Origin of the sequence: Micromonospora sp. NPDC003816 (assembly GCF_042874705.1) — a bacterium.
Lineage (GTDB): Bacteria > Actinomycetota > Actinomycetes > Mycobacteriales > Micromonosporaceae > Micromonospora.
In genome coordinates this window covers 122,698-143,927 of the sequence record NZ_JBIANP010000005.1, presented here as the reverse complement: position 1 = coordinate 143,927, position 21,230 = coordinate 122,698, and the positions used below count along the sequence as shown (strand labels likewise).

The following is a 21,230-nucleotide window of genomic DNA, read 5'->3' as shown; positions in this document are numbered from 1 at the left end:
CGGCGCGGGGGACTTCTGGTCGCAGGGTCACGCATTGCCTCCGGCGCGCACGGCGGCGTCGGCGTTGTCGCTGGCGGCGTCGCTCGGGTGGCCGCTGCCCCGCCCGGCGGCGTCGAGCGACTTGCGGACACCGTCGAGCAGTTCGTTCCAGCTCGTCTCGAACTTCTCGACGCCCTCGCGCTCCAGCGTGTCGATCACGTCGGCCAGGTCCACACCGACCTCACCGAGGTCGGCGAAGACCTGCCGGGCGTCGTCGTACGCGCCGGTGACCGTGTCCGGCCGGGTCTCCCCGTGCTCGGCGTACGCGTGGACGACCGACTCCGGCATGGTGTTGACCGTGCCCGGCGCGATCAGTTCCTCGACGTAGATGACGTCCCGGTAGTCCGGGTTCTTCGTCGAGGTGGAAGCCCACAGCGGACGCTGCGGGTGCGCCCCGGCGGCGGCCAGCGCCTGCCACCGGTCACCGGAGAAGACCTCGGCGTACCGCTCGTAGGCCAGTCGGGCGTTGGCCACGGCCGCCTTGCCGCGCAGGGCCTTGGCCTGCTCCGAGCCGATCTTCTCCAGCCGCTTGTCCACCTCGCTGTCGACCCGGGAGACGAAGAACGAGGCCACCGACGTGATCGTGGACAGGTCGTGCCCGTTCGCCTTCGCCTGCTCCAGACCGGCGAGGAACGCCTCCATCACCTGCGAGTAGCGGTCCAACCCGAAGATCAGCGTCACGTTCACGCTGATCCCCTCGGCGAGCGCGGCGGTGATCGCCGGCAGGCCGGCCTCGGTCGCCGGGATCTTGATGAAGAGGTTGGGCCGGTCGACCAGCCACCACAGCGCCTTGGCCTCGGCGACCGTCTTCGCGCTCTCGTGGGCCAGGCGCGGGTCCACCTCGATGGAGACCCGGCCGTCGACGCCACCGCTGGCGTCGTACGACGGGCGCATCACGTCACAGGCCCACCGCACGTCGTACGTGGTGAGCATGCGGACGGCCTCTTCCACCTCGACGCCCCGGGTGGCCAGGTCACGAAGCTGCCAGTCGTACTCGTCGGCGTCGCTCAACGCCTTCGCGAAGATCGTCGGGTTGGTGGTCACCCCGACGACGTGCTTCTCCCGGCGGAGCTGGTCGAGCCCGCCGGAGCTCAGTCGTACCCGGGAAAGGTCGTCGAGCCACACCGCCACCTGCGCGGCGGAGAGCTCACCCAGCCTGTCGGTCGTCATTCACGCGCCTCCCTCAGTTGCCGGTCGTGAAACCGGTGATGTCACCGACCCGGGTCAGCGCCGCGTGCGCGGCGGCGACGATCCGGTCGGGGGTGAAGCCGAACTGTTCGAAGAGCACGGAGTGCGGGGCGCTCGCGCCGTAGTGCTCCAGGCTGACGCTCTCGCCGCAGTCACCGACGATGGCCCGCCAGGACATCGCGATGCCCGCCTCCACGCTCACCCGGGCCTTTACCCCGCGCGGCAGCACCGACTCCCGGTACGCCTCGTCCTGCGCGAAGAACCACTCCTGGCAGGGCATCGAGACGACCCGGGTGGGGGTGCCGTCGGCCTCCAGCCGCTCCCGCGCGGTCAGGCAGAGCTGCACCTCGGAACCGGTACCGACGATGATCACCTGAGGCTTGCCGTTGGACGCCTCGGCCAGCACGTAGCCGCCCTTGGCGGTCCCCTCGGCCCCGGCGACCTGCGTCCGGTCCAGCGTGGGCAGCGCCTGCCGGCTCAGTGCCAGCGCGGTGGGCCGGTCGGTGTGCTCCAGGGCCTGCCGCCAGGCCCACGCCGTCTCGTTGGCGTCGGCCGGCCGGACCACGTCCAGGCCGGGGATGGCCCGCAGCGCGGTCAGGTGCTCCACCGGCTGGTGGGTCGGTCCGTCCTCGCCGAGACCGATCGAGTCGTGCGTCCAGACGTAGACCACCGGCAGCTTCATCAGCGCGGCCAGCCGCACGGCGGGACGCATGTAGTCGCTGAAGACCAGGAACGTGCCGCCGTACGGGCGGGTGCCGCCGTGCAGGGCGATGCCGTTGAGGATGGCGCCCATGGCGTGCTCGCGGATGCCGAAGTGCAGCGTCCGGCCGTACTCGTGACCGGGGAACTCCTTGGTCGCGAACTGGCTGGGCACGAAGGAGGGCTCGCCCTTCATCGTGGTGTTGTTGCTCTCCGCCAGGTCGGCGGAGCCGCCCCAGAGCTCGGGCAGCACCGGCGCGAGCGCGGCGAGGACCTTGCCGGAGGCGGCCCGGGTGGCGATGCCCTTGGCGTCGGCGGGGAACTCCGGCAGCGCCTCGGTCCAGCCGTCGGGCAGGATCCGCCCGGCCAGCCGGTCGTAGAGGGCGCGGCGCTCGGGGTTGGCCTCGGACCAGGTGCCGAAGGCGGTGGTCCATTCCTGCTGGGCGGCGTCGCCGCGGGCGAGCGTCTTACGGGTGTGGGCGAGCAGTTCCTCGGTGACCTCGAACGATCCGGCCGGGTCGAAGCCGAGGATCTCCTTGGTGGCGGCCACCTCGTCGGCGCCCAACGCCGAGCCGTGGATCTTGCCGGTGTTCTGCTTGTTCGGCGCGGGCCAGCCGATGATGGTGCGCAGCCGCACGAACGACGGGCGGCCGGTCTCGGCCTTGGCGGCCAGCAGCGCCTGGTAAAGCTCGTCGACGTTCTCGTGGTAGTCGCCCTGGTCGGCGTCGCCGGTGCGCCAGTCGACCGTCTGCACGTGCCAGCCGTACGCCTCGTAGCGGGCCGCGACGTCCTCGCTCAGCGCGATCCGGGTGTCGTCCTCGATCGAGATCTCGTTGTCGTCGTAGATCACGCAGAGGTTGCCCAGCTGCTGGTGCCCCGCGAGCGCGCTGGCCTCGTGGGTGATGCCCTCCTCGATGTCACCGTCGGAGGCGATGCACCAGATGTGGTGGTCGAAGGCGGACTCGCCCGCCTCGGCCTCCGGGTCGAACAGGCCGCGCTCCCGGCGCGCCGCCATCGCCATGCCGACGGCGTTGCCCAGGCCCTGCCCGAGCGGGCCGGTGGTGGTCTCCACACCCGGGGTGTGCCCGTGCTCGGGGTGACCCGGAGTGAGCGAGCCCCACTGCCGCAGCGACTTGAGGTCCTCCAGGCTCAGCGGGTAGCCGGCGAGGAAGAGCTGGATGTAGAGCGTCAGGCTGGAGTGACCGGCGGAGAGCACGAAGCGGTCCCGGCCGGGCCAGTTCGGGTCGGCGGGATTGTGTCGCATCACCCGGTTGAACAGCAGGTACGCCGCGGGGGCGAGACTCATCGCGGTGCCCGGGTGGCCGTTGCCGGATTTCTCCACGGCGTCCATGGCCAGGACGCGGACGGTGTCCACGGCACGGCGGTCGAGGTCGGACCAGTCAAGTGCGGGGTGCGCAGGTCGGTTGGCAGCCACGGTGGTTTGTGCTCCTCGGCGAGATGGGCGGAACCCTCACAGGTGACCCTATCGAGCGCGGCTAAACGTGCGCCCGAGGATCTCAGCATGCTGGTCTGTACGTTTCCGTTCCGCCCGGCGGTTCAGTCGCGGGTGTGACGGCCCGCACCGTTACCGGGTCGCCCGGGCAGCCAAAACGACAACGCGTAGTGTGTGGGTCGGTGTGTGGACCCGAGACGGGTCCCCGCCGTCGTGACCTCCCCTGCCGAAGCCGGAAGGTGGCAATCCGTGAGCATGATCACCGAGCGCCCCGTCAGCAACCCTGCCGGGCAGACGCCGGTGCGCGTCACGGAGGAGGTGCCGGTCCGTTCGCGTGACCTGCGGACGGTGGTGGCGGCGTACGTGACGCTGACCAAGCCGCGGATCGTGGAGCTGCTGCTGGTCACCACGGTGCCGGCGATGATGCTCGCGCACGGCGGCATGCCGTCGCTGTGGCTGGTCGCGGTGGTGCTGGTCGGCGGGTCGCTCGCCGCGGGTGCGGCCAGCGTCCTGAACTGCTACATCGACCGGGACATCGACCAGGTGATGCGGCGCACCAAGCGTCGCCCGCTGCCGGCGCACACGGTGACGCCGCGTAACGCGCTGGTCTTCGGTCTGGTGCTGGCGGTGGTCTCGGTCGCGCTGATGGCGGCCTTCACCAACCTGCTCGCCGCCGGGCTGACGCTGGCGGCCATCGTCTACTACGACGTGGTCTACACGCTCTGGCTCAAGCGGACCACCACGGCGAACACCTTCTGGGGCGGCGCGTGCGGGGCGGCTCCGGTGCTGATCGGTTGGGCGGCGGTCACCGGGTCGCTGTCGCCGATCGCCTGGGCGTTGTTCGCGGTGGTCTTCTTCTGGCAGATGCCGCACTTCTATCCGCTGGCCATGAAGTACAAGGACGACTACGCCCGGGCGGGTATCCCGATGCTGCCGGTGGTGGCGTCGGTGCGGCGGGTCAACACCGAGATCGTGTTGTTCGCCTGGCTCACGGTGCTCACCTCGCTGGCCGTCTGGGCGCTGGGCCTGAGCCCGATCTACGGCGTGCCGACGCTGGTGGTGGGCGCGATCTTCCTGGTCGAGTCGCACAAGCTGGCCGGTCGGGCCAGCCGGGGCGAGCCGGTCAAGCCGATGCGGCTGTTCCACTGGTCCACCACGTACCTGACGATCGTCTTCGCCGCCGCCGCGCTCGACGCCCTGATCTGATGCAAGGAAGGGACTCTTCCTAACGCCTCGCGTATAGGAAGGGTCCCTTCCTAACAATCGGGCAAGGGCGAGCGAATGCGATTTGTCTGCTTTGTCGGACTATTGACAGCGACTTCGGTATCAATCTCGTCCGCCCGCGAGCGAGGGCATTGATGGCGATCTGCGGCGTCGATTAGGGCGTTTTGGCCGGATAAATTAGGTCAAAACTCCTGGGTGCTGTCGTAAACCAGCAGGTAATCGGTATCACAAAAGCCCGCCGGTTCTCGCACTTTCGCTTGCCTCTCTGCTTAGGCTTCGCGTTATGGCAGATGGTTCCGATACGACGCTGACGGCTGATCAGACCGCCTCCGGCGCGGCCCCGAGCGGGCTGGTCGCGGGTATCAAGTCGTTCGCCGCCGGACACGGCGGGGCGAAGGCGGTCATCGAGTACGTCGGCAAGCGTGGGGCGCGGATCGTCCTGGTGGGTTCGGACGGTGCGTGGGGCGACCAGTTCGCGGAGGACACCGGCGTCGCCCGGGATGCCTGCGCGGCGGCCGGCGTCGACGTGGAGAATGCCTGGGAGCGGGAGCTGATGGACCAGATGCGGCCCAGCAACGACCTCTGGCGTTCGATGGCCCGCCGCACCATGGCCCGCTAGATCAATCCGCACCAGAGACAGATAGAGATAGAGACAGATTGACTAACCACCACCAGTCGACCCGGGGGAAACCCCGGGTCGCTCTCGTCACCTGCACCGAACTGGCGGATCTGGAGCCGGACGACCGCCTCGTGGTCGGCCCGCTCGCCGCCCGTGGGGTCACCGCCGAGCCGGTCGTCTGGGACGACCCGGCCGTCGACTGGTCCGACTACGACCTGGCGATGCTCCGCTCGCCCTGGGACTACATGTCCCGCCGCGACGAGTTCGTCGCCTGGGCGACCCGGGTGCCCCGGCTGGCCAACCCGGCCGACGTGGTGCGCTGGAACACCGACAAGCGCTACCTCGACGAGCTGTCCGCCGCCGGTGTGCCGACGGTGCCCACCGCCTGGGTGCTCCCCGGCGAGCAGTGGCGACCGCCCGCCGACACGGGGGAGTACGTGATCAAGCCCTCGGTCAGCGCGGGCAGCCAGGACACCGGCCGCTACGACCTGGCCGACCCGGAACACCGGGACCTCGCCGTGGCCCACGTGCGCCGACTGGGCGCGGCCGGCCGGGTCGCCATGATCCAGCCGTACCTGCGCGCGGTGGACTCGGCCGGCGAGACCGCGCTGCTCTACTTCGCCGGTCCGGACGGGCCGGCGTTCAGCCACGCCATCCGCAAGGGCCCGATGCTCGCCGGGCCCGACCTCGGGGTGGGCGGCCTGTACCGGGCCGAGGAGATCAGCCCGCGTACCGCCGGACCCGACGAACTCGCGGTGGCGCAGCGGACCCTCGCGGCCGTGCCCGGTGGCCCGGAGCGCCTGCTCTACGCCCGGGTGGACCTGATCCCGGGCCCGGACGGCGCACCGGTGCTGGTGGAGTTGGAGTTGACCGAGCCGTCGCTGTTCCTCGGGCACGCCGAGGGTGCCGCCGAGCGGCTCGCGGAGGCGATCATCGCCCGGATGGGCTGATCGTCGGGTTCCGGCCGGTGACCTGTCGGCCGGAACCGGTGGGTCGTCGCCTCAGGCGTGCGCGGAGACCGGCTGCGCGGCCGGGACGGCGCTCTCGTCCGGCGCCGGGTCCACCGGGCGGCGCTCCCGGATCGACCAGAGCACCGCCAACGTCGACAGCCAGACCAGGCAGGAACCGAGCATGTGCGCGCCGACGAGCAGCACCGGCAGGTTGGTCAGGTACTGCACGATGCCGATCACGCCCTGCGCCAGTTCGACGGCGAGCAGCACCCCGGCGGCCCGCACGGCGCGGGCCGGCGCGCCGACCGCGCGGAGCGCCAGCCAGAGGCCGACGGTGAGACCGATCAGCAGGAAGACCAGGTCGGCGTGCACCTGGGAGATGGTCTGCGGATCGAGGCCGTTGCGGACGGCGTTCGCGTCGCCCGCGTGCGGGCCGCTACCGGTGACCGCCACGCCGACCACGATCACCGCCGCACTGACCACCACGGTCAGCCAGGTCAGGGTGCGCAGCGCGGAGGGCACGACCGGCACCTTCGGCCCGTCCGGCTCGGTCACCCGACGCCAGAGGGCGTACGCGACGAGCAGCAGCGCCATCGAGACCACGAAGTGGATGCCGACGACCGAGGGGTGCAACTGGGTGCGGACGGTGATCCCGCCGATCACCGCCTGCGCCACGATCCCGAGGACCACCGCCAGGGCCAGCGGCACCACCCCTCGGCGACGCGGCCGGTGCGCCAGCGCGGCCAGCAGCATGGCGCCCGCGATCAGCACCAGCACGAACGTGAGCAGCCGGTTGCCGAACTCGATCACCCCGTGCACGCCCATCTCGGCGGTGGTGGTGTACGAGTCGTCGGTGCACCGGGGCCAGGTGGGGCAGCCTAGTCCCGAGGCGGTGAGCCGGACCGCCCCGCCGGTGACGACGATCACCGTGTTCGCGACGATGTTGGCGTACGCGAGTCGGCGCAGCAGGGTGGTGGAGACCGAGAACCGGGCGGGTCGCTTCACGGAGCGAATCCTACGCACCGTAGTTGACGCTGATCGGGTGACTCCGCCCGCTCGGTGGCTCGGATCACCGGACCCCGCGTTTGCAGGCGTCTGGCGAATTACGTAACGTGGGCGTTGTGAAAAAGGCGGCAGGGTTCCCCGGGTACCCGCCGACGGCCGGTTCGGCCGCCGGTGGCCCGGTGCCGCCTGCCACGGAACTTCCGCCCAGCTCGGAAGTGGCGCCCGCCGCCGACCTGTCGACCCGGGACCGGGTCACCCAGTTGCTGCTGGAGCGTCGCGCCGCCACCGCCGCCCAACTCGGCGACGCGCTGGGGCTCAGCCCGGCGGCGATCCGTCGGCACCTGGACGCGATGCTCGCCGACGGCGACGTGGTCGCCCGTGAGCAGACCGTCCGCGGCCACCGGGGGCGGGGTCGCCCGGCCAAGGTGTTCCTGCTGACCGACGCCGCCCGCAGCCGCTGCGGCACCCACCACTACGACAACATGGCCACCGCGGCGCTGCGGTGGATCGCCCGTACCGGCGGCTCCCGCGCGGTGGAGGACTTCGCCGCCGAGCAGGTGGCCGCGCTGGAGGCGCGCTGTCAGGCCGCCCTGAGCGACGCCGGGGACGATCCGATGGCGCGTGCCGAGGCACTCGCCGCGGCGTTGACCGCCGAGGGATACGCTGCCAGTGCGTCCACGATCGCTTCCGGCGGCCAGCTCTGCCAGCACCACTGCCCGGTGGCGCACGTGGCCGCCGAGTTCCCTGCGTTGTGCGAGGCCGAGACCACGGTGATCTCTCGCCTGGTCGGCACCCACGTGCAGCGCCTGGCCACCATCGCGCACGGCGACGGGGTGTGCACCACGCACATTCCGGGCTCGTCGCCTGCCCAGTCCGGTAAGACCGTCACCACTGTGAGGACAGATAGATGACCGAGCAGATCGTCCAGCCCCTGACCCAGGAGGAGCAGCTCGCCGCCCTGGGCAACTACGAGTACGGCTGGGCCGACCCGGACGTCGCCGGGGCGGTCGCCCAGCGTGGCCTCAGCGAGGCGGTGGTGCGGGACATCTCGGCCAAGAAGAACGAGCCCGCGTGGATGCTCGACCTGCGGCTGAAGGGTCTGCGGCTGTTCGGGCGCAAGCCGATGCCGGCCTGGGGCGCCGACCTCACCGGGATCGACTTCGACAACATCAAGTACTTCGTGCGTTCCACCGAGAAGCAGGCCGCCAGCTGGGAGGACCTGCCGGAGGACATCAAGAACACCTACGACAAGCTGGGCATCCCGGAGGCGGAGAAGCAGCGTCTCGTCGCCGGTGTGGCCGCCCAGTACGAGTCCGAGGTGGTCTACCACAAGATCCGTGAGGACCTGGAGGAGCAGGGTGTCCTCTTCCTGGACACCGACACCGCCCTCAAGGAGCACGAGGACGTCTTCAAGGAGTACTTCGGCACGGTGATCCCGGTCGGCGACAACAAGTTCGCCGCCCTGAACACCTCCGTGTGGTCCGGCGGCTCGTTCATCTACGTGCCGAAGGGCGTGCACGTGGAGATCCCGCTGCAGGCGTACTTCCGGATCAACACCGAGAACATGGGCCAGTTCGAGCGGACGCTGATCATCGTCGACGAGGGCGCGTACGTGCACTACGTCGAGGGTTGCACCGCGCCGATCTACTCCTCGGACTCGCTGCACAGCGCCGTGGTGGAGATCATCGTCAAGAAGAACGCCCGGTGCCGTTACACGACCATCCAGAACTGGTCGAACAACGTCTACAACCTGGTCACCAAGCGCGCGGTCTGCCACGAGGGCGCGACCATGGAGTGGATCGACGGCAACATCGGCTCCAAGGTGACCATGAAGTACCCGGCGGTCTACATGACCGGCGAGCACGCCAAGGGCGAGGTGCTCTCGGTGGCCATGGCCGGCGAGGGCCAGCACCAGGACGCCGGCGCCAAGATGGTGCACGCCGCGCCGCACACCAGCAGCACGATCGTGTCGAAGTCCATCGCCCGGGGCGGCGGCCGGACCTCCTACCGGGGTCTGGTGCAGGTCCTGGAGGGCTCGCACAGCAGCGCCAGCACGGTCAAGTGCGACGCCCTGCTGGTGGACACCATCTCCCGCTCCGACACCTATCCGTACGTCGACATCCGCGAGGACGACGTGTCGATGGGGCACGAGGCGACCGTCTCCAAGGTCAGCGAGGACCAGCTCTTCTACCTGATGAGCCGGGGCCTGAGCGAGGACGAGGCGATGGCGATGATCGTGCGCGGCTTCATCGAGCCGATCGCCAAGGAACTGCCGATGGAGTACGCCCTGGAGCTCAACCGCCTGATCGAGCTGCAGATGGAGGGCGCGGTCGGCTGACCCGCCCACCGGCGGGCCGGCTCGCGTCGGCCCGCCACCCTCGCACCACAGACCGTCGTCGTGAGAACAGACCAAGGACGAGATGACTACCCAGGCTTCCGCGCCGCCGCCGAGCACCAAGTCGCAGGCGCTGCGCTCGTACGACGTCGCCGACTTCCCGGCCCTGACCGGCCTGGAGGAGGAATGGCGTTTCACCCCGCTCAAGCGGTTGCGCGGGCTGGTCGGTGACGGCCGCACCGCGACCGGCACGGTCCGGCACGAGTACGCCGACCTGCCCGAGGGCGTGACGGTGGAGCGCGTCGACCGGGACGACGAGCGGGTCGGCAGCGTGCTGACCCCGTTCGACCGGATCAGCGCGCTGGCGTACGGCGGTGCCGGCCAGGCGCTGCTGGTGCGGGTCGCCCGGGAGGCCGTCCCGGCCGGGCCGGTGACCGTACGGGTGGTCGGCGAGAGCGCCGAGGGGGTGGCCTTCGGGCACACCGTCGTGCAGGTGGAGCGCTTCGCCGAGGCGACCCTGGTGCTGGAGCACGTCGGTTCGGCGACGCTTGCCGACAACGTCGAGGTGACCGTGGCCGACGGCGCGAAGCTGACGCTGGTCACCGTCTCCGACTGGGCCGACGACGCGGTGCAGGCGCAGCACCTCAAGGTGAAGCTGGGCCGGGACGCCCGTGTGGTGCACGTCCAGGCCACGCTCGGCGGCGACCTGGTGCGCCAGTTCACCACCGTCGAGTACACCGACCGGGGCGGCGAGGCCGAGCTGTACGGCGTCTACTTCGCCGACTCCGGCCAGCACCTGGAGCACCGCCAGCTGGTCGACCACACCGTGCCGGACTGCCGCAGCTACGTCGGCTACCGGGGCGCGTTGCAGGGTGACAGCGCCCGGACGGTCTGGGTCGGCGACGTGCTGATCCGCGCCGAGGCGACCGGCACCGACACGTACGAGATCAACCGGAACCTGCTGCTCAGCGACGGTGCCCGGGCCGACTCCGTGCCGAACCTGGAGATCGAGACCGGCGAGATCGCCGGTGCCGGGCACGCGAGCGCCACCGGCCGCTTCGACGACGAGCAGCTGTTCTACCTGATGGCCCGGGGCATCCCGGCGGCCGAGGCCCGTCGCCTGGTGGTGCGCGGCTTCTTCGCCGAGCTGCTCAACAAGATCCCGGTCGAGGAGCTGCGCGAGCGGCTCGGGGAGACGATCGAGGCCCGCCTGACCAAGGCCGGCGCCTGATGATCCGTGTCTGCGCCGTCGAGGACGTGCCGAAGGGCACCGCGGTCAGCGCCGACGTCGACGGCACCGCGATCGCGCTCGTGCACGCCGAGGACGACGTGTTCTACGCCGTGCACGACGAGTGCTCGCACGCCGCGGTGGCCCTCTCCGAGGGGGAGGTGTCCGGCTGCACCCTGGAGTGCTGGCTGCACGGCTCCCGCTTCGACCTGCGTACCGGTGAGCCGAGCGGGCTGCCGGCGACCGAACCCGTACCCGTCTATCCCGTCGAAGTCCGCGACGGCGACATCTACGTCAGCCTGACGCCGAGTAATGGAGTGACCCGATAATGAGCACCTTGGAGATCCGTGACCTGCAGGTGTCGGTCAAGCTGCCCGAGGGTGAGCTCAAGCCGATCCTGGCCGGTGTCGACCTGACCGTGCGCTCCGGTGAGACGCACGCGATCATGGGCCCGAACGGCTCCGGCAAGTCGACCCTGGCGTACTCGATCGCCGGTCACCCGAAGTACGAGATCACCGGCGGGTCGGTCACCCTCGACGGCGTCGACGTGCTGGAACTCTCGGTCGACGAGCGGGCCCGCGCCGGTCTGTTCCTCGCCATGCAGTACCCGGTCGAGGTGCCCGGCGTGTCGGTGGCGAACTTCCTGCGGACGGCCAAGACCGCGCTGGACGGCGAGGCGCCGAAGCTGCGTACCTGGGGTGGCGAGCTGCGCGGTGCCATGGAGCGTCTGCACATGGACCCGGCCTTCGCCCAGCGCAACGTCAACGAGGGCTTCTCCGGCGGTGAGAAGAAGCGGCACGAGATCGTGCAGCTCGAACTGCTCAAGCCGAAGATCGCCATCCTCGACGAGACCGACTCCGGCCTCGACGTGGACGCGCTGCGCGTGGTGAGCGAGGGCGTCAACCGGGTCCGCGACACCGGTGACACCGGCCTGCTGCTGATCACCCACTACACCCGCATCCTGCGCTACATCAAGCCCGACTACGTGCACGTCTTCGTGGCCGGCCGGATCGTCGAGGAAGGCGGCCCGGAGCTGGCCGACAAGCTCGAGGAAGAGGGCTACGAGCGGTACGTCGCCGGGGCCGGGTCGGCGCGGGCCTGAGCCGAGGGAAGGGCCGGTCACCACGATGACCACCATCGCGATCCCGTCCGGGATGCCGCAGTACGACGACGTGCCCGGCTACGACGTGGCGGCGGTACGCGCCGACTTCCCGATCCTCGATCGGGAGGTCAACGGGCATCCGCTGGTCTACCTGGACAGCGCCAACACCTCGCACAAGCCGCGCCAGGTGCTCGCCGTGCTGGACGAGCACTACCGCCGGCACAACGCCAACGTGTCCCGGTCGGTGCACACCCTGGGCACCGAGGCGACCGAGGCGTACGAGGGGGCCCGGGCGAGGATCGCCGCGTTCGTCAACGCGCCGAGCGTGGACGAGGTGGTGTTCACCAAGAACTCCACCGAGGCGATCAACATCGTGGCGTACGCCTTCTCCAACGCCTCGCTGCGCGCCGACGGCGACCCGCGGTTCCGGCTCGGGCCCGGTGACGAGGTGGTGATCTCCGAGATGGAGCACCACTCGAACATCGTGCCGTGGCAGTTGCTCTGCGAGCGGACCGGTGCGACGCTGCGCTGGTTCCCGGTCACCGACAACGGCCGGCTGGACGAGTCGGGGCTGGCGGACCTGGTCAACGAGCGGACGAAGATCGTCTCGCTGGTGCACATGTCCAACATCCTCGGCACGGTCAACGCCACCTCGCGGATCACCGCGCGGGTGCGCGAGGTGGGTGCGCTGCTGATGCTGGACTGCTCGCAGTCGGTGCCGCACATGCCGATCGACGTGGTCGACCTGGACGCCGACTTCATCGTCTTCACCGGGCACAAGATGTGCGGCCCGACCGGCATCGGGGTGCTGTGGGGACGGGCCGAGCTGCTGGCGGCGATGCCGCCGGTCTTCGGTGGCGGTTCGATGATCGAGACGGTGTCGATGGAGGGCTCGACGTACGCGCCGCCGCCGGCCCGCTTCGAGGCGGGTACGCCGCCGATCGCCGAGGCGGTGGCGCTCGGTGCGGCCGTGGACTACCTGACCGGCCTCGGCATGCGGGCGATCCAGTGGCACGAGAAGCGGCTGACCGCGTACGCGTTGGACGCTCTGGCCACCGTGCCGGGCCTGCGGATCTTCGGTCCGGAGGTGCCGGTGGGTCGGGGTGGCACGATCTCGTTCGACCTGGCCGACGTGCACCCGCACGACGTGGGGCAGGTGCTCGACTCGCTCGGCGTGCAGGTGCGGGTCGGTCACCACTGCGCCCGCCCGGTCTGCCGGCGCTTCGGGGTGCCGGCGACGACGCGGGCCTCGTTCTACCTGTACACCACCACCGAGGAGATCGACGCCCTGGTCGCGGGTCTGGAACAGGTGCGGACGGTGTTCCGGTGAGCCGGGCCACGCCGGGCGAGTCGACGGGAGGTCGGCCCGATGCAGCTTGAGTCGCTCTACCAGGAGATCATCCTGGATCACTACAAGCACCCGCACGGCCGTGGCCTGCGGGACGCCGCCGACCCGGCGGCGCAGGTCGGCGAGGCGCACCACGTCAACCCGACCTGCGGCGACGAGGTGACCGTCCGGGTGGCCACCGACGGCACCGTGCTGCACGACGTGTCGTACGACGGCATGGGCTGCTCGATCAGCCAGGCGTCGGCGAGCGTGCTGCACGAGCTGCTGACCGGCCGCGACGCGGCGGCGGCGTTCGAGGTGCACGAGGCGTTCGTGGCGTTGGTGTCCGGCCGTGGCCAGGTCACGGCGGACGAGGAGGTGCTCGGCGACGGGGTGGCGTTCGAGGGTGTCGCCCGCTATCCCGCCCGGGTCAAGTGCGCGCTGTTGCCGTGGATGGCGTTCAAGGACGCCGCGGCACGCGCCGGTGTGGGCGCGAGCCCGACGGAGGTGAAGGCATGACCGAGGAAACCAGCACGCCGGAGAACGGGGGCGTGGCCACCGAGGCTGCCGCGCCGGTCGCGGCGACCGGCGGCAAGGCCGCCGCCGCCGACATCGAGGAGGCGATGAAGGACGTCGTCGACCCGGAGTTGGGCATCAACGTGGTCGACCTGGGCCTGGTGTACGGCGTCCACGTCGACGACGACAACGTCGCGACCCTGGACATGACGTTGACCTCGGCGGCCTGCCCGCTCACGGACGTGATCGAGGACCAGACCCGCCAGGCGCTGACCACCGGTCCGGGTGGTGGCCTGGTCAACGACATCCGGATCAACTGGGTCTGGCTGCCCCCGTGGGGGCCGGACAAGATCACCGACGAGGGGCGCGACCAGCTCCGCTCGCTCGGCTTCAACGTCTGACCTGACGACACGGCGCCCGGAGCCCGGCCGATGGCCGGAACTCCGGGCGCTGTCGTGTGTGCGCCGTGCCTTCTGTGGTGTCGGGCGGTGTGACCCGCCCGACGCGACAGTCAGGTCACAGGCTCAGCGTCCAACTGTCCAGGTAGCCGGTGTCGGCGCTGGCGGAGTCCTGGACCCGGAGCTTCCAGGCGCCGTCGGCGGCCTTGCCGGACAGGTCGCGGGTGTAGGTCTGGAAGATGTTGTCGGCGCTGCTGCCGGTGCGGTTGTGCAGCACGTACGCGGTGCCGTCCGGGGCGATCAGCGAGACGGTCAGGTCACCGATCCAGGTGTGGAAGATGCGCACCTCGACCGTGCTGGCCGCGCTGGCGGCGCGTCCGCACCCGTGGATGACGATCGTGCTCTCCACGGTGCTGTTGTCGTTGATCGGGTAGTCGGTGGCGTTGCCCTGGGTGCAGCCGGGCGGGCCGTTGACGGTGAGCGTGAAGGTGGCGCCCTGGGTGGTCTCCGGCCCGGTGCCCAGCACGGTCACCGTGTAGAGGCCGGGCACGGTGCCGGCGGCGGCGCTCAGGGTCAACGTGGCGGTGTCGCCGGAGGTGACCGTGGTCGGGCTGAAGCTCGCGGTCACTCCGGCCGGCAGGCCGCTGACGCCGAGCGCGATGCTGTGCGGAGTACCGACCGTGGTGGTGGTGCCGACCGTGGTCGTGGTGGAGCTGCCCGGGTCGACGGCACCGGCCGCCGGGGTGAGGGTGAGGGCGAAGTCCTGGGTGGGCGGCACGATGTTGCCGGTGTAGAGCAGCTTGTTCGGGGAGCCGACGCCCGGGTTGGTGACCACGTTGTCGGTGGCGTCGGCGACCAGCAGGTCGCGGATCTGCTGCGGGCTGTAGCCGGGGTTGGCGGCCACGGCCAGGGCGGCGGCGCCGGCCACGTGCGGGGAGGCCATCGAGGTGCCGTTGATGGTGTTGGTGGCGGTGTCGCTGCCGATCCAGGCCGAGGTGATCGTGCTGCCGGGGGCGAAGACGTCCAGGCAGGTGCCGAAGTTGGAGTAGCTGGCGCGGGCGTCGGTGCTGGTGGTCGCGCCGACGGTGATCGCCTCGGGGGTGCTGGCCGGCGAGTAGTTGCAGGCGTTGGCGCCGCTGTTGCCGGCGGCGACGGCGTACACCACGCCGTCGGCGATGGAGCGGGCGACCGCGTCGTTGGTGGCCTGGTCGCGGCCACCGCCGAGGCTCATGTTCGCCACCGCCGGCTCGCCCGGCTGGTGATCCGCGGTGACCCAGTCGATGCCGGCGATGACCTGCGCGTAGGTGCCGCCGCCGCCGTTGTCCAGCACCCGTACGCCGACCAGGGTCACGCCCTTGGCCACGCCGTACGCGGTGCCGCCGACCGTGCCGGCGACGTGGGTGCCGTGACCGTTGCCGTCGTCGGCGCTGCCGCCGTCGATGGCGTCGAAGCCGGAGACGGCACGCCCGCCGAAGTCGGTGTGGGAGAAGCGGATGCCGGTGTCGATGATGTACGCGGTGACGCCGGTGCCGTCGTTGGGGTAGGCGTAGCTGTTGTTCAGCGGCAGCGAGCGCTGGTCGATGCGGTCCAGTCCCCAGGACGGGGTGGGGGACTGGGTGCCGGCGATGCTGACGGTGCGGTTCTGCTGGACGTACTCGACGGACGGGTGGGCCGCCAGCCGCTTGGCCGCTCGTTCGGTCAGTCGGGCCTCGAAGCCGCGCAGGGCGTCCTGGTAGGTGCGGGCGATGCTGCCGCCGTGCCGCCCGGCGAGGGTCTTGGCGGTGGCCCCGACCTGTGCCCGGCTCACCGCCGAGTCCTTGAGCACGACGATGTACGAGTCGGCGACGGCGGCGGCGTCGCCGGCGTGCACGATCGCACCCTCCGCGGGGGCGGCCTGGGCAGGTGCGGCGACCGCCACCAGGGCGAGTGTGGCCGCGGCGGTGAGGGCGAGGCGCCAGGGACGCCGGGACGGCTGGGAGAGGAGCATCTCCCGCCTCCTTTCGATGCGCAGCCGGACCGTTTGTGACGGGCCGACCGGTGACCGTGGAACGGACTGACACAGATGGTAGGACCTCAACGCATCGAAGTTGAGAGATATAATTCGTCCCGCGAATCGCGTAGCATGGTGGATTTCAGCATCCACGATCTTGAATCATTTACCCGAAACAAGCCGGAAACGTCGGTCATTGGTGGGTGGCAGGGCTTGTCCGTTGTGGATGGTCTTCGACGTTCCGTGGTCAGGACTTGTTCCGGTTGGCGAGTCGGGTGTGTCCGCTACTGATCCACATGATTCGACCAGGAACGATTGTCGGGCGGCAATTCGTCGCGGGGGATGTTCGCAATTCGGTCCCATTGACGAGACGCGTGGATAGATGGCCGTGACGCGTCGGCCGGGACACCCGGTGGGAGCCGCCCGTAAATGCGTGGCACCCGTCGGGCGGGGGACGCAGGATGGCGGCGTGCGAACGTACCCGATGATGCCCCGCCCGGTTGCCGTGCCCGTCGCCACGGGCCGACAGCCGGTCGCGCCCGGGTCCCCGCCACCTGATCCGCTGTCGTGACCGGCGCGTTCCTGGCCGGCGTGGTCGCCGGCTACGGCGTCGCCATTCCGGTCGGCGCCATCGCGGTGCTCATCGTGGGGCTCACCGCCCGCACCTCGTTCCGGGTCGGTGCCTCCGCCGCGCTCGGGGTGGCCAGCGCCGACGGCCTCTACGCCGCGCTCGCGGCGTTCGGTGGCGCGGTCGTGGTCGGCTGGCTCGCCCCGCTCGCCACACCACTGCGGCTGGTCGCCGTCGCGGTGCTGCTCGCCCTCGCCGCACACGGCGCGTGGCAGGCGCTGCGCCCCACCGGCCCGACCCGGCCCGCCGTGGACGCCGACGACCGTCCGGCCCCCGGTGCCGTGCGGCGAGGGCTGGACACCCCACTGCGGGCGTACGCCGGCATCCTCGCGCTGACCCTGCTCAACCCGGCCACCGTCGTCTACTTCACCGCACTGGTGCTCGGTCGCGGCGGCCGGTACGGGTCCGGGGCCGGCGCGGCGACCCTCTTCACCCTCGGGGTGTTCCTGGCCTCGGCCAGTTGGCAACTGGTGATCGCGGCCGGTGGCACGCTGCTCGGCCGGACGCTCACCGGTGCGCGGGGACGCCTGGTCACGGCCCTGCTGTCGAGCGCCATCATCGCGGCACTCGCCGTCGCCCTGCTGATCGGCGGCTGACCCTCCGAACGGGACGGTCGACGGTGTGACGATCCGGTGACAGTCGCGTTGCGACCGGCGGCGGCGGTTCCCTTCCAGAGGATCTTCCCCTGTTCGGCTGATGTTCGTCCTCCGCCGTCCGGTTAGGGTCTGGCCCATCCATCGATCACTCGCGCTGCCCGTCGACCCGGACGGCGCGATGGGTCGCACCCCTCATCACCAGGGAGACGAGTTGAGGCGCTTCCGCACCCCTCGACCGGGCGGACGGTCCGGACACACCCGGTCACACCGACCCCGCCTGGCCGCCGTGCTGGCCATGGCATTGGTGGCGACGATGTCACCGATCCTGCTGACCTCCACCCCGGCCGCCGCCGCCCCCTCGGCCGACGGCCCGTGGCGCAAGGTGGACGGCACACCCGCCGCCACCAAAGCAGGCCGTCCGGCCGCCATCGAGGCGGCGCACCTGTCCGCCTACACACTGGACCGGGGCGGCATGCAGCGCCTGCTGGAGAGGGCACCGGCGGAGCAGCGCCGCGCGGCGGGCCAGCCCCAGCAGGTGGTGTCCCTGCCCGCCCCCGACGGGACCTTCCAGCGTTTCGCGCTGACGGAGTCGCCGGTGATGGAGCCGGAACTGGCCGCCGCCCACCCGGAGATCAGCACGTACGCCGGTACGGGCCTGGACGACCCGACCGCGACGATCCGCGCCGATCTCACTCCGCTCGGCTTCCACGCCTCGGTCCGGTCCGCTGACGGCGCGTGGTACATCGACCCCTACTACCACCGCGACCAGAGCCTGTACGCGAGCTACTTCGCCCGCGACCTGACGAACCAGAACGGTGAGTTCGTGGAGCGGGAGGACGTCGAGTCGGCGGCGCACCACCTGCACGACGAGATCGAGGAGGCGCACGACGAGCCGGTGGTCGGCCCACTGGTGACGCTGCGCACCTACCGTCTCGCGTTCGTCACCGACCCGTCGTACGCCACCTTCTTCGGCGTGGAGAACGTGACGGCCGCGAAGGTCACGCTGATCAACCGGGTGAACCAGATCTACGAGGACGAGACCGCGATCCGGCTCGTCCTGGTCAACGACACCGAGAAGACGAACCTGAACACCCCGGCGCTGGCCACCGAGCCGAACGGCCCCTGTGGCAGCGCCGGCTGCTACACCCCGGCGCAGCTGACCGGGTGCAGCAGCGGGCTGCTCAACCGCAACCGGATCGTGCTCGGCCAACTCGTCGGCGCGGGCAACTACGACGTCGGCCACATCGGTCTCGGACTGAGCGGCGGCGGCATCGCCGGCCTCGGCGTGGTCGGCGGTGACGGCAAGGCGCGCGGCTGCACCGGCCTGCCCAACCCGGTCGGCGACTACTTCGCCGTCGACTACGTGGCACACGAGATCGGGCACCAGTTCGCCGGCAACCACACCTTCAACGGCAACCAGTGGAACTGCTCGGGCGGCAACCGCAGCGCGGCCAACTCGTACGAGCCGGGCAGCGGTTCGTCGATCATGGCGTACGCGGGCATCTGCCAGCAGGACAACCTCCAGCCGCACACCGACCCGTACTGGTCGCACCGGACCTTCACCGAGATCACGAACTTCGTCACGTCGAGCCGGCCGGCGATCAACGAGGTGCAGACCGTCTCGTTGCGCGACTTCGACACCGCCGGTGACTCGTTCACCCTCGGCTACGGCGACGCGACCTCGGCGCCGATCGTGCGCGGGGCCAACTACACCACCGCCGGGATCAAGGCCGCCGTCGAGTCGATCGCGGGCTGGCCGGCCGGCGCGACGGTCACCGTGGCCGCCTTCGGGGGCAGCGGCACGCTCAACGACACCGGATTCCAGGTCACCTTCGGCGGCACCCTGGCCGCCACCGACGTGGCCCCGCTGACCCTGGGCGATCTCACCGGGGCCACCGGCTTCGTCGGCGAGACCGCCAAGGGCGGTGCCGTCGACAACGGCGGCCACCTGGTCGAGCAGACCACCAACCACGCCCCGGTGGTCACCGTGCCGGACGGTCTGACCATCCCGGTGCGTACGCCGTTCGCGCTCACCGGCAGCGCCACCGACGTCGACGGCGACACGCTGACCTACCTGTGGGAGCAGAACGACCGGGGTGGCAGCGCCGGCACCGCGCTGGTGAACAACACCAAGACCAACGGGCCGCTGTTCCGGGTCTTCGGCGAACCGGCGTGGGTGTCGCCCGAGGACGCCCTGAAGTACCACTCGCCGGGTCAGAACGCCGTCACCACCGACTCCACCCGGGTCTTCCCGGACCTCGCGCAGGTGCTGGTCGGCAACACCAACGCCCGTACGGGTGCCTGCCCCACCCCGCCGGCACCCCCGGCCAGCGGCAGCGCCTCCAACGTCCCGCCGGAGATCCTGGACTGCTACTCGGAGTTCCTGCCCACCCGGGACTGGGTCGGTGTGAACAACGACCGGACCCTGAACTTCAAGCTCACCGCCCGGGACGGTCGGCCGGGCGGGGGCGGGATCGGTAGTGCCGACGTCGCGCTGCGGCTGGCCCCGGACGCCGGACCGTTCCTGGTCACCTCGCAGGCCGAGGCCGCCGTGCTCGACGGTGGTACGGCCCAGACCGTCACCTGGGACGTCGCCGGCACCGACGTGGCGCCGGTGAACGTCGGCCACGTGAAGATCACGCTCTCGGTCAACGGTGGCGGGACCTTCCCGTACGTGCTGGCCCAGAGCACGCCGAACACCGGTAGTGCGACGGTGACCCTGCCGAACGTGGCGACCGACGAGGCACGGATCAGGATCGAGGCGGTCGGCAACGTCTTCTTCGCCGTCAACGACGCCGAGTTCGGCGTCCGCGCCGCCCCCGAGGTCTCCACCGACGCCCCGGCGGCGGGAGTCGACGTGCAGTACAGCGACGCCCTCTCGCCGACGGTGACCGTCCGGGCGACCGACGCCGACGGCGCCGGGTCGACGCTGACCGCGACCGCCACCGGTCTGCCGGCCGGTCTGGCGCTCACCGTCGCGGGCACCTCCGGAGCGGACACCCGCCCCGGCACCCGGAGCTGGACCGTCACCGGCACCACGTCGGCAGCCCCGGGCACGTATCCGGTCACCGTCACGGTGACCGACGGCACCGGGCTGGTCGGCAGCACCACGTTCACCGTCACCGTCAGCCCGGAGAACGCGGCCCTGACCTGGGCCGGTGACACCCTGGTCAGCACCGCGACCGCCGGTGCCGCCGGTCGGGCCCTGCTGCGGGCCGTGGTGCGGGACAGCTCCGTGCTGCCGTCGTCGGCCGACACCACCGGCGGCGACCTGCGTACCGCCACGGTGACCTTCACCGCGGGTGGGGCCACGCTCTGCACCGCCCGCGTGGACCTGGTCGCCCCGGCCACCACCACCGGTACGGCGGCCTGCACGGCGACCCTGCCGGCGGGCGCGCACACGGTGACCGCCACGGTCGGCGGCACCTACACCGGTGGCACCACCGCCACGGTGACGGTCGCGCGGTCCGACGGCGGATTCCTCACCGGGGGCGGCCACCTGACCGCCACCCGGTCGGCCGGCACCCACCCGGCGGACCGGGCGTCGAAGGTCTCGGTGAACCTGAACGCGAAGCCGGCCACCGCGAAGAAGGCGGCGTCGGGCCACGCGGAGATCACGTACCGCTCCGGCGGCACCGACTACAAGGTCCGGACCACCGCCGTCGACGGTCTCGGCATCACCTCGGCCGGTAGGTCGGCGTCGGTGCGCTACCAGGCCGGTCTCTACGACGGCCGGGGCAAGCTGGTGGCCGCCGGGCTGACGCTGGCGGTGATGGTGACCGACCGGGGCGCGCCGGGACGTCACGACACCGTCGGCATCACCCTCTGGCAGGGCGGCACCCTGGTCTTTTCGTCCGACTGGACGGGAGGCGGGACCGGCGAGGTGGCGCTGACCGGCGGCAACCTCACCGTGCACTGACCGGCGGGCAGGCC

At 70.9% G+C, this 21,230-nt stretch carries 17 protein-coding genes; 13 read left to right on the top strand and 4 right to left on the bottom strand.

Annotation, left to right across the window (positions count from 1 at the left end; translation table 11 throughout):
* Positions 1–27: 27 nt before the first annotated feature.
* Complete coding sequence (gene tal, locus ACFYTT_RS18630) at positions 28–1,209, bottom strand: transaldolase (protein ID WP_131054973.1); 1,182 nt, start codon at positions 1,207–1,209, stop codon at positions 28–30.
* Between the two features lie 13 nt (positions 1,210–1,222).
* A complete protein-coding gene (gene tkt / locus ACFYTT_RS18625) occupies positions 1,223–3,361 on the bottom strand; it encodes a transketolase (RefSeq protein WP_387260640.1) in 2,139 nt (712 codons plus the stop codon).
* A gap of 267 nt (positions 3,362–3,628) precedes the next feature.
* On the opposite strand from tkt, the gene ACFYTT_RS18620 reads away from it, so the two are divergent.
* From ACFYTT_RS18620 to ACFYTT_RS18610, 3 genes are all read left to right on the top strand, one after another.
* The gene (locus tag ACFYTT_RS18620) at positions 3,629–4,585 is read left to right on the top strand and encodes a heme o synthase (protein ID WP_131054971.1); all 957 of its coding nucleotides are present in this window, start codon (positions 3,629–3,631) and stop codon (positions 4,583–4,585) included.
* 301 nt (positions 4,586–4,886) lie between these two features.
* Entirely contained in the window at positions 4,887–5,222 is a 336-nt protein-coding gene (locus ACFYTT_RS18615; RefSeq protein WP_387260637.1) for a hypothetical protein, read from the top strand.
* A gap of 38 nt (positions 5,223–5,260) precedes the next feature.
* Positions 5,261–6,172 carry a RimK family alpha-L-glutamate ligase gene (locus ACFYTT_RS18610; RefSeq protein WP_131054969.1) on the top strand — a complete coding sequence of 304 codons (912 nt, stop codon included), beginning with the start codon at positions 5,261–5,263 and terminating at the stop codon, positions 6,170–6,172.
* 51 nt (positions 6,173–6,223) lie between these two features.
* Here the strand turns inward: ACFYTT_RS18610 and ACFYTT_RS18605 are convergent, their stop codons facing one another.
* Complete coding sequence (locus ACFYTT_RS18605) at positions 6,224–7,195, bottom strand: heme A synthase (RefSeq protein ID WP_176094634.1); 972 nt, start codon at positions 7,193–7,195, stop codon at positions 6,224–6,226.
* 98 nt (positions 7,196–7,293) lie between these two features.
* Here ACFYTT_RS18605 and ACFYTT_RS18600 point away from each other — a divergent pair, with 98 nt between their 5' ends.
* The 8 genes from ACFYTT_RS18600 (at position 7,294) to ACFYTT_RS18565 (ending at position 14,086) form a co-directional block, all read left to right on the top strand.
* Entirely contained in the window at positions 7,294–8,088 is a 795-nt protein-coding gene (locus ACFYTT_RS18600) for a helix-turn-helix transcriptional regulator (protein WP_387260634.1), read from the top strand.
* Positions 8,085–9,515, top strand: a complete 1,431-nt coding sequence (gene sufB, locus ACFYTT_RS18595; RefSeq protein WP_117227176.1) for a Fe-S cluster assembly protein SufB — start codon at positions 8,085–8,087, stop codon at positions 9,513–9,515. Before ACFYTT_RS18600 ends, sufB begins: the two co-directional genes overlap by 4 nt.
* Positions 9,516–9,597: 82 nt before the next feature.
* Positions 9,598–10,743 carry a Fe-S cluster assembly protein SufD gene (gene sufD / locus ACFYTT_RS18590; protein WP_131054270.1) on the top strand — a complete coding sequence of 382 codons (1,146 nt, stop codon included), beginning with the start codon at positions 9,598–9,600 and terminating at the stop codon, positions 10,741–10,743.
* Positions 10,743–11,069, top strand: a complete 327-nt coding sequence (locus tag ACFYTT_RS18585; RefSeq protein WP_131054271.1) for a non-heme iron oxygenase ferredoxin subunit — start codon at positions 10,743–10,745, stop codon at positions 11,067–11,069. Before sufD ends, ACFYTT_RS18585 begins: the two co-directional genes overlap by 1 nt.
* On the top strand, positions 11,069–11,842 hold the full coding sequence (sufC, locus tag ACFYTT_RS18580; RefSeq protein ID WP_131054272.1) for a Fe-S cluster assembly ATPase SufC: 774 nt from the start codon (positions 11,069–11,071) through the stop codon (positions 11,840–11,842). The genes ACFYTT_RS18585 and sufC overlap by 1 nt, the downstream gene beginning before the upstream one ends.
* Positions 11,843–11,867: 25 nt before the next feature.
* The gene (locus ACFYTT_RS18575; protein ID WP_387260629.1) at positions 11,868–13,172 is read left to right on the top strand and encodes a cysteine desulfurase; all 1,305 of its coding nucleotides are present in this window, start codon (positions 11,868–11,870) and stop codon (positions 13,170–13,172) included.
* A gap of 39 nt (positions 13,173–13,211) precedes the next feature.
* Positions 13,212–13,688: a Fe-S cluster assembly sulfur transfer protein SufU gene (gene sufU, locus ACFYTT_RS18570; protein WP_131054274.1), complete on the top strand. Its 477-nt coding sequence runs from the start codon at positions 13,212–13,214 to the stop codon at positions 13,686–13,688.
* Positions 13,685–14,086: a metal-sulfur cluster assembly factor gene (locus ACFYTT_RS18565; protein WP_131054275.1), complete on the top strand. Its 402-nt coding sequence runs from the start codon at positions 13,685–13,687 to the stop codon at positions 14,084–14,086. The genes sufU and ACFYTT_RS18565 overlap by 4 nt, the downstream gene beginning before the upstream one ends.
* A gap of 115 nt (positions 14,087–14,201) precedes the next feature.
* Here the strand turns inward: ACFYTT_RS18565 and ACFYTT_RS18560 are convergent, their stop codons facing one another.
* Positions 14,202–16,070 (bottom strand): S8 family peptidase, encoded by a 1,869-nt coding sequence (locus tag ACFYTT_RS18560; protein WP_176094632.1) that lies wholly within the window; start codon positions 16,068–16,070, stop codon positions 14,202–14,204.
* Between the two features lie 570 nt (positions 16,071–16,640).
* Between ACFYTT_RS18560 and ACFYTT_RS18555 the strand changes: the two genes are divergently transcribed.
* The gene (locus ACFYTT_RS18555) at positions 16,641–17,297 is read left to right on the top strand and encodes a LysE family transporter (protein WP_387260625.1); all 657 of its coding nucleotides are present in this window, start codon (positions 16,641–16,643) and stop codon (positions 17,295–17,297) included.
* A 313-nt stretch (positions 17,298–17,610) separates the two neighbouring features.
* The gene (locus ACFYTT_RS18550; RefSeq protein ID WP_387260622.1) at positions 17,611–21,216 is read left to right on the top strand and encodes a M12 family metallo-peptidase; all 3,606 of its coding nucleotides are present in this window, start codon (positions 17,611–17,613) and stop codon (positions 21,214–21,216) included.
* Positions 21,217–21,230: the final 14 nt, after the last annotated feature.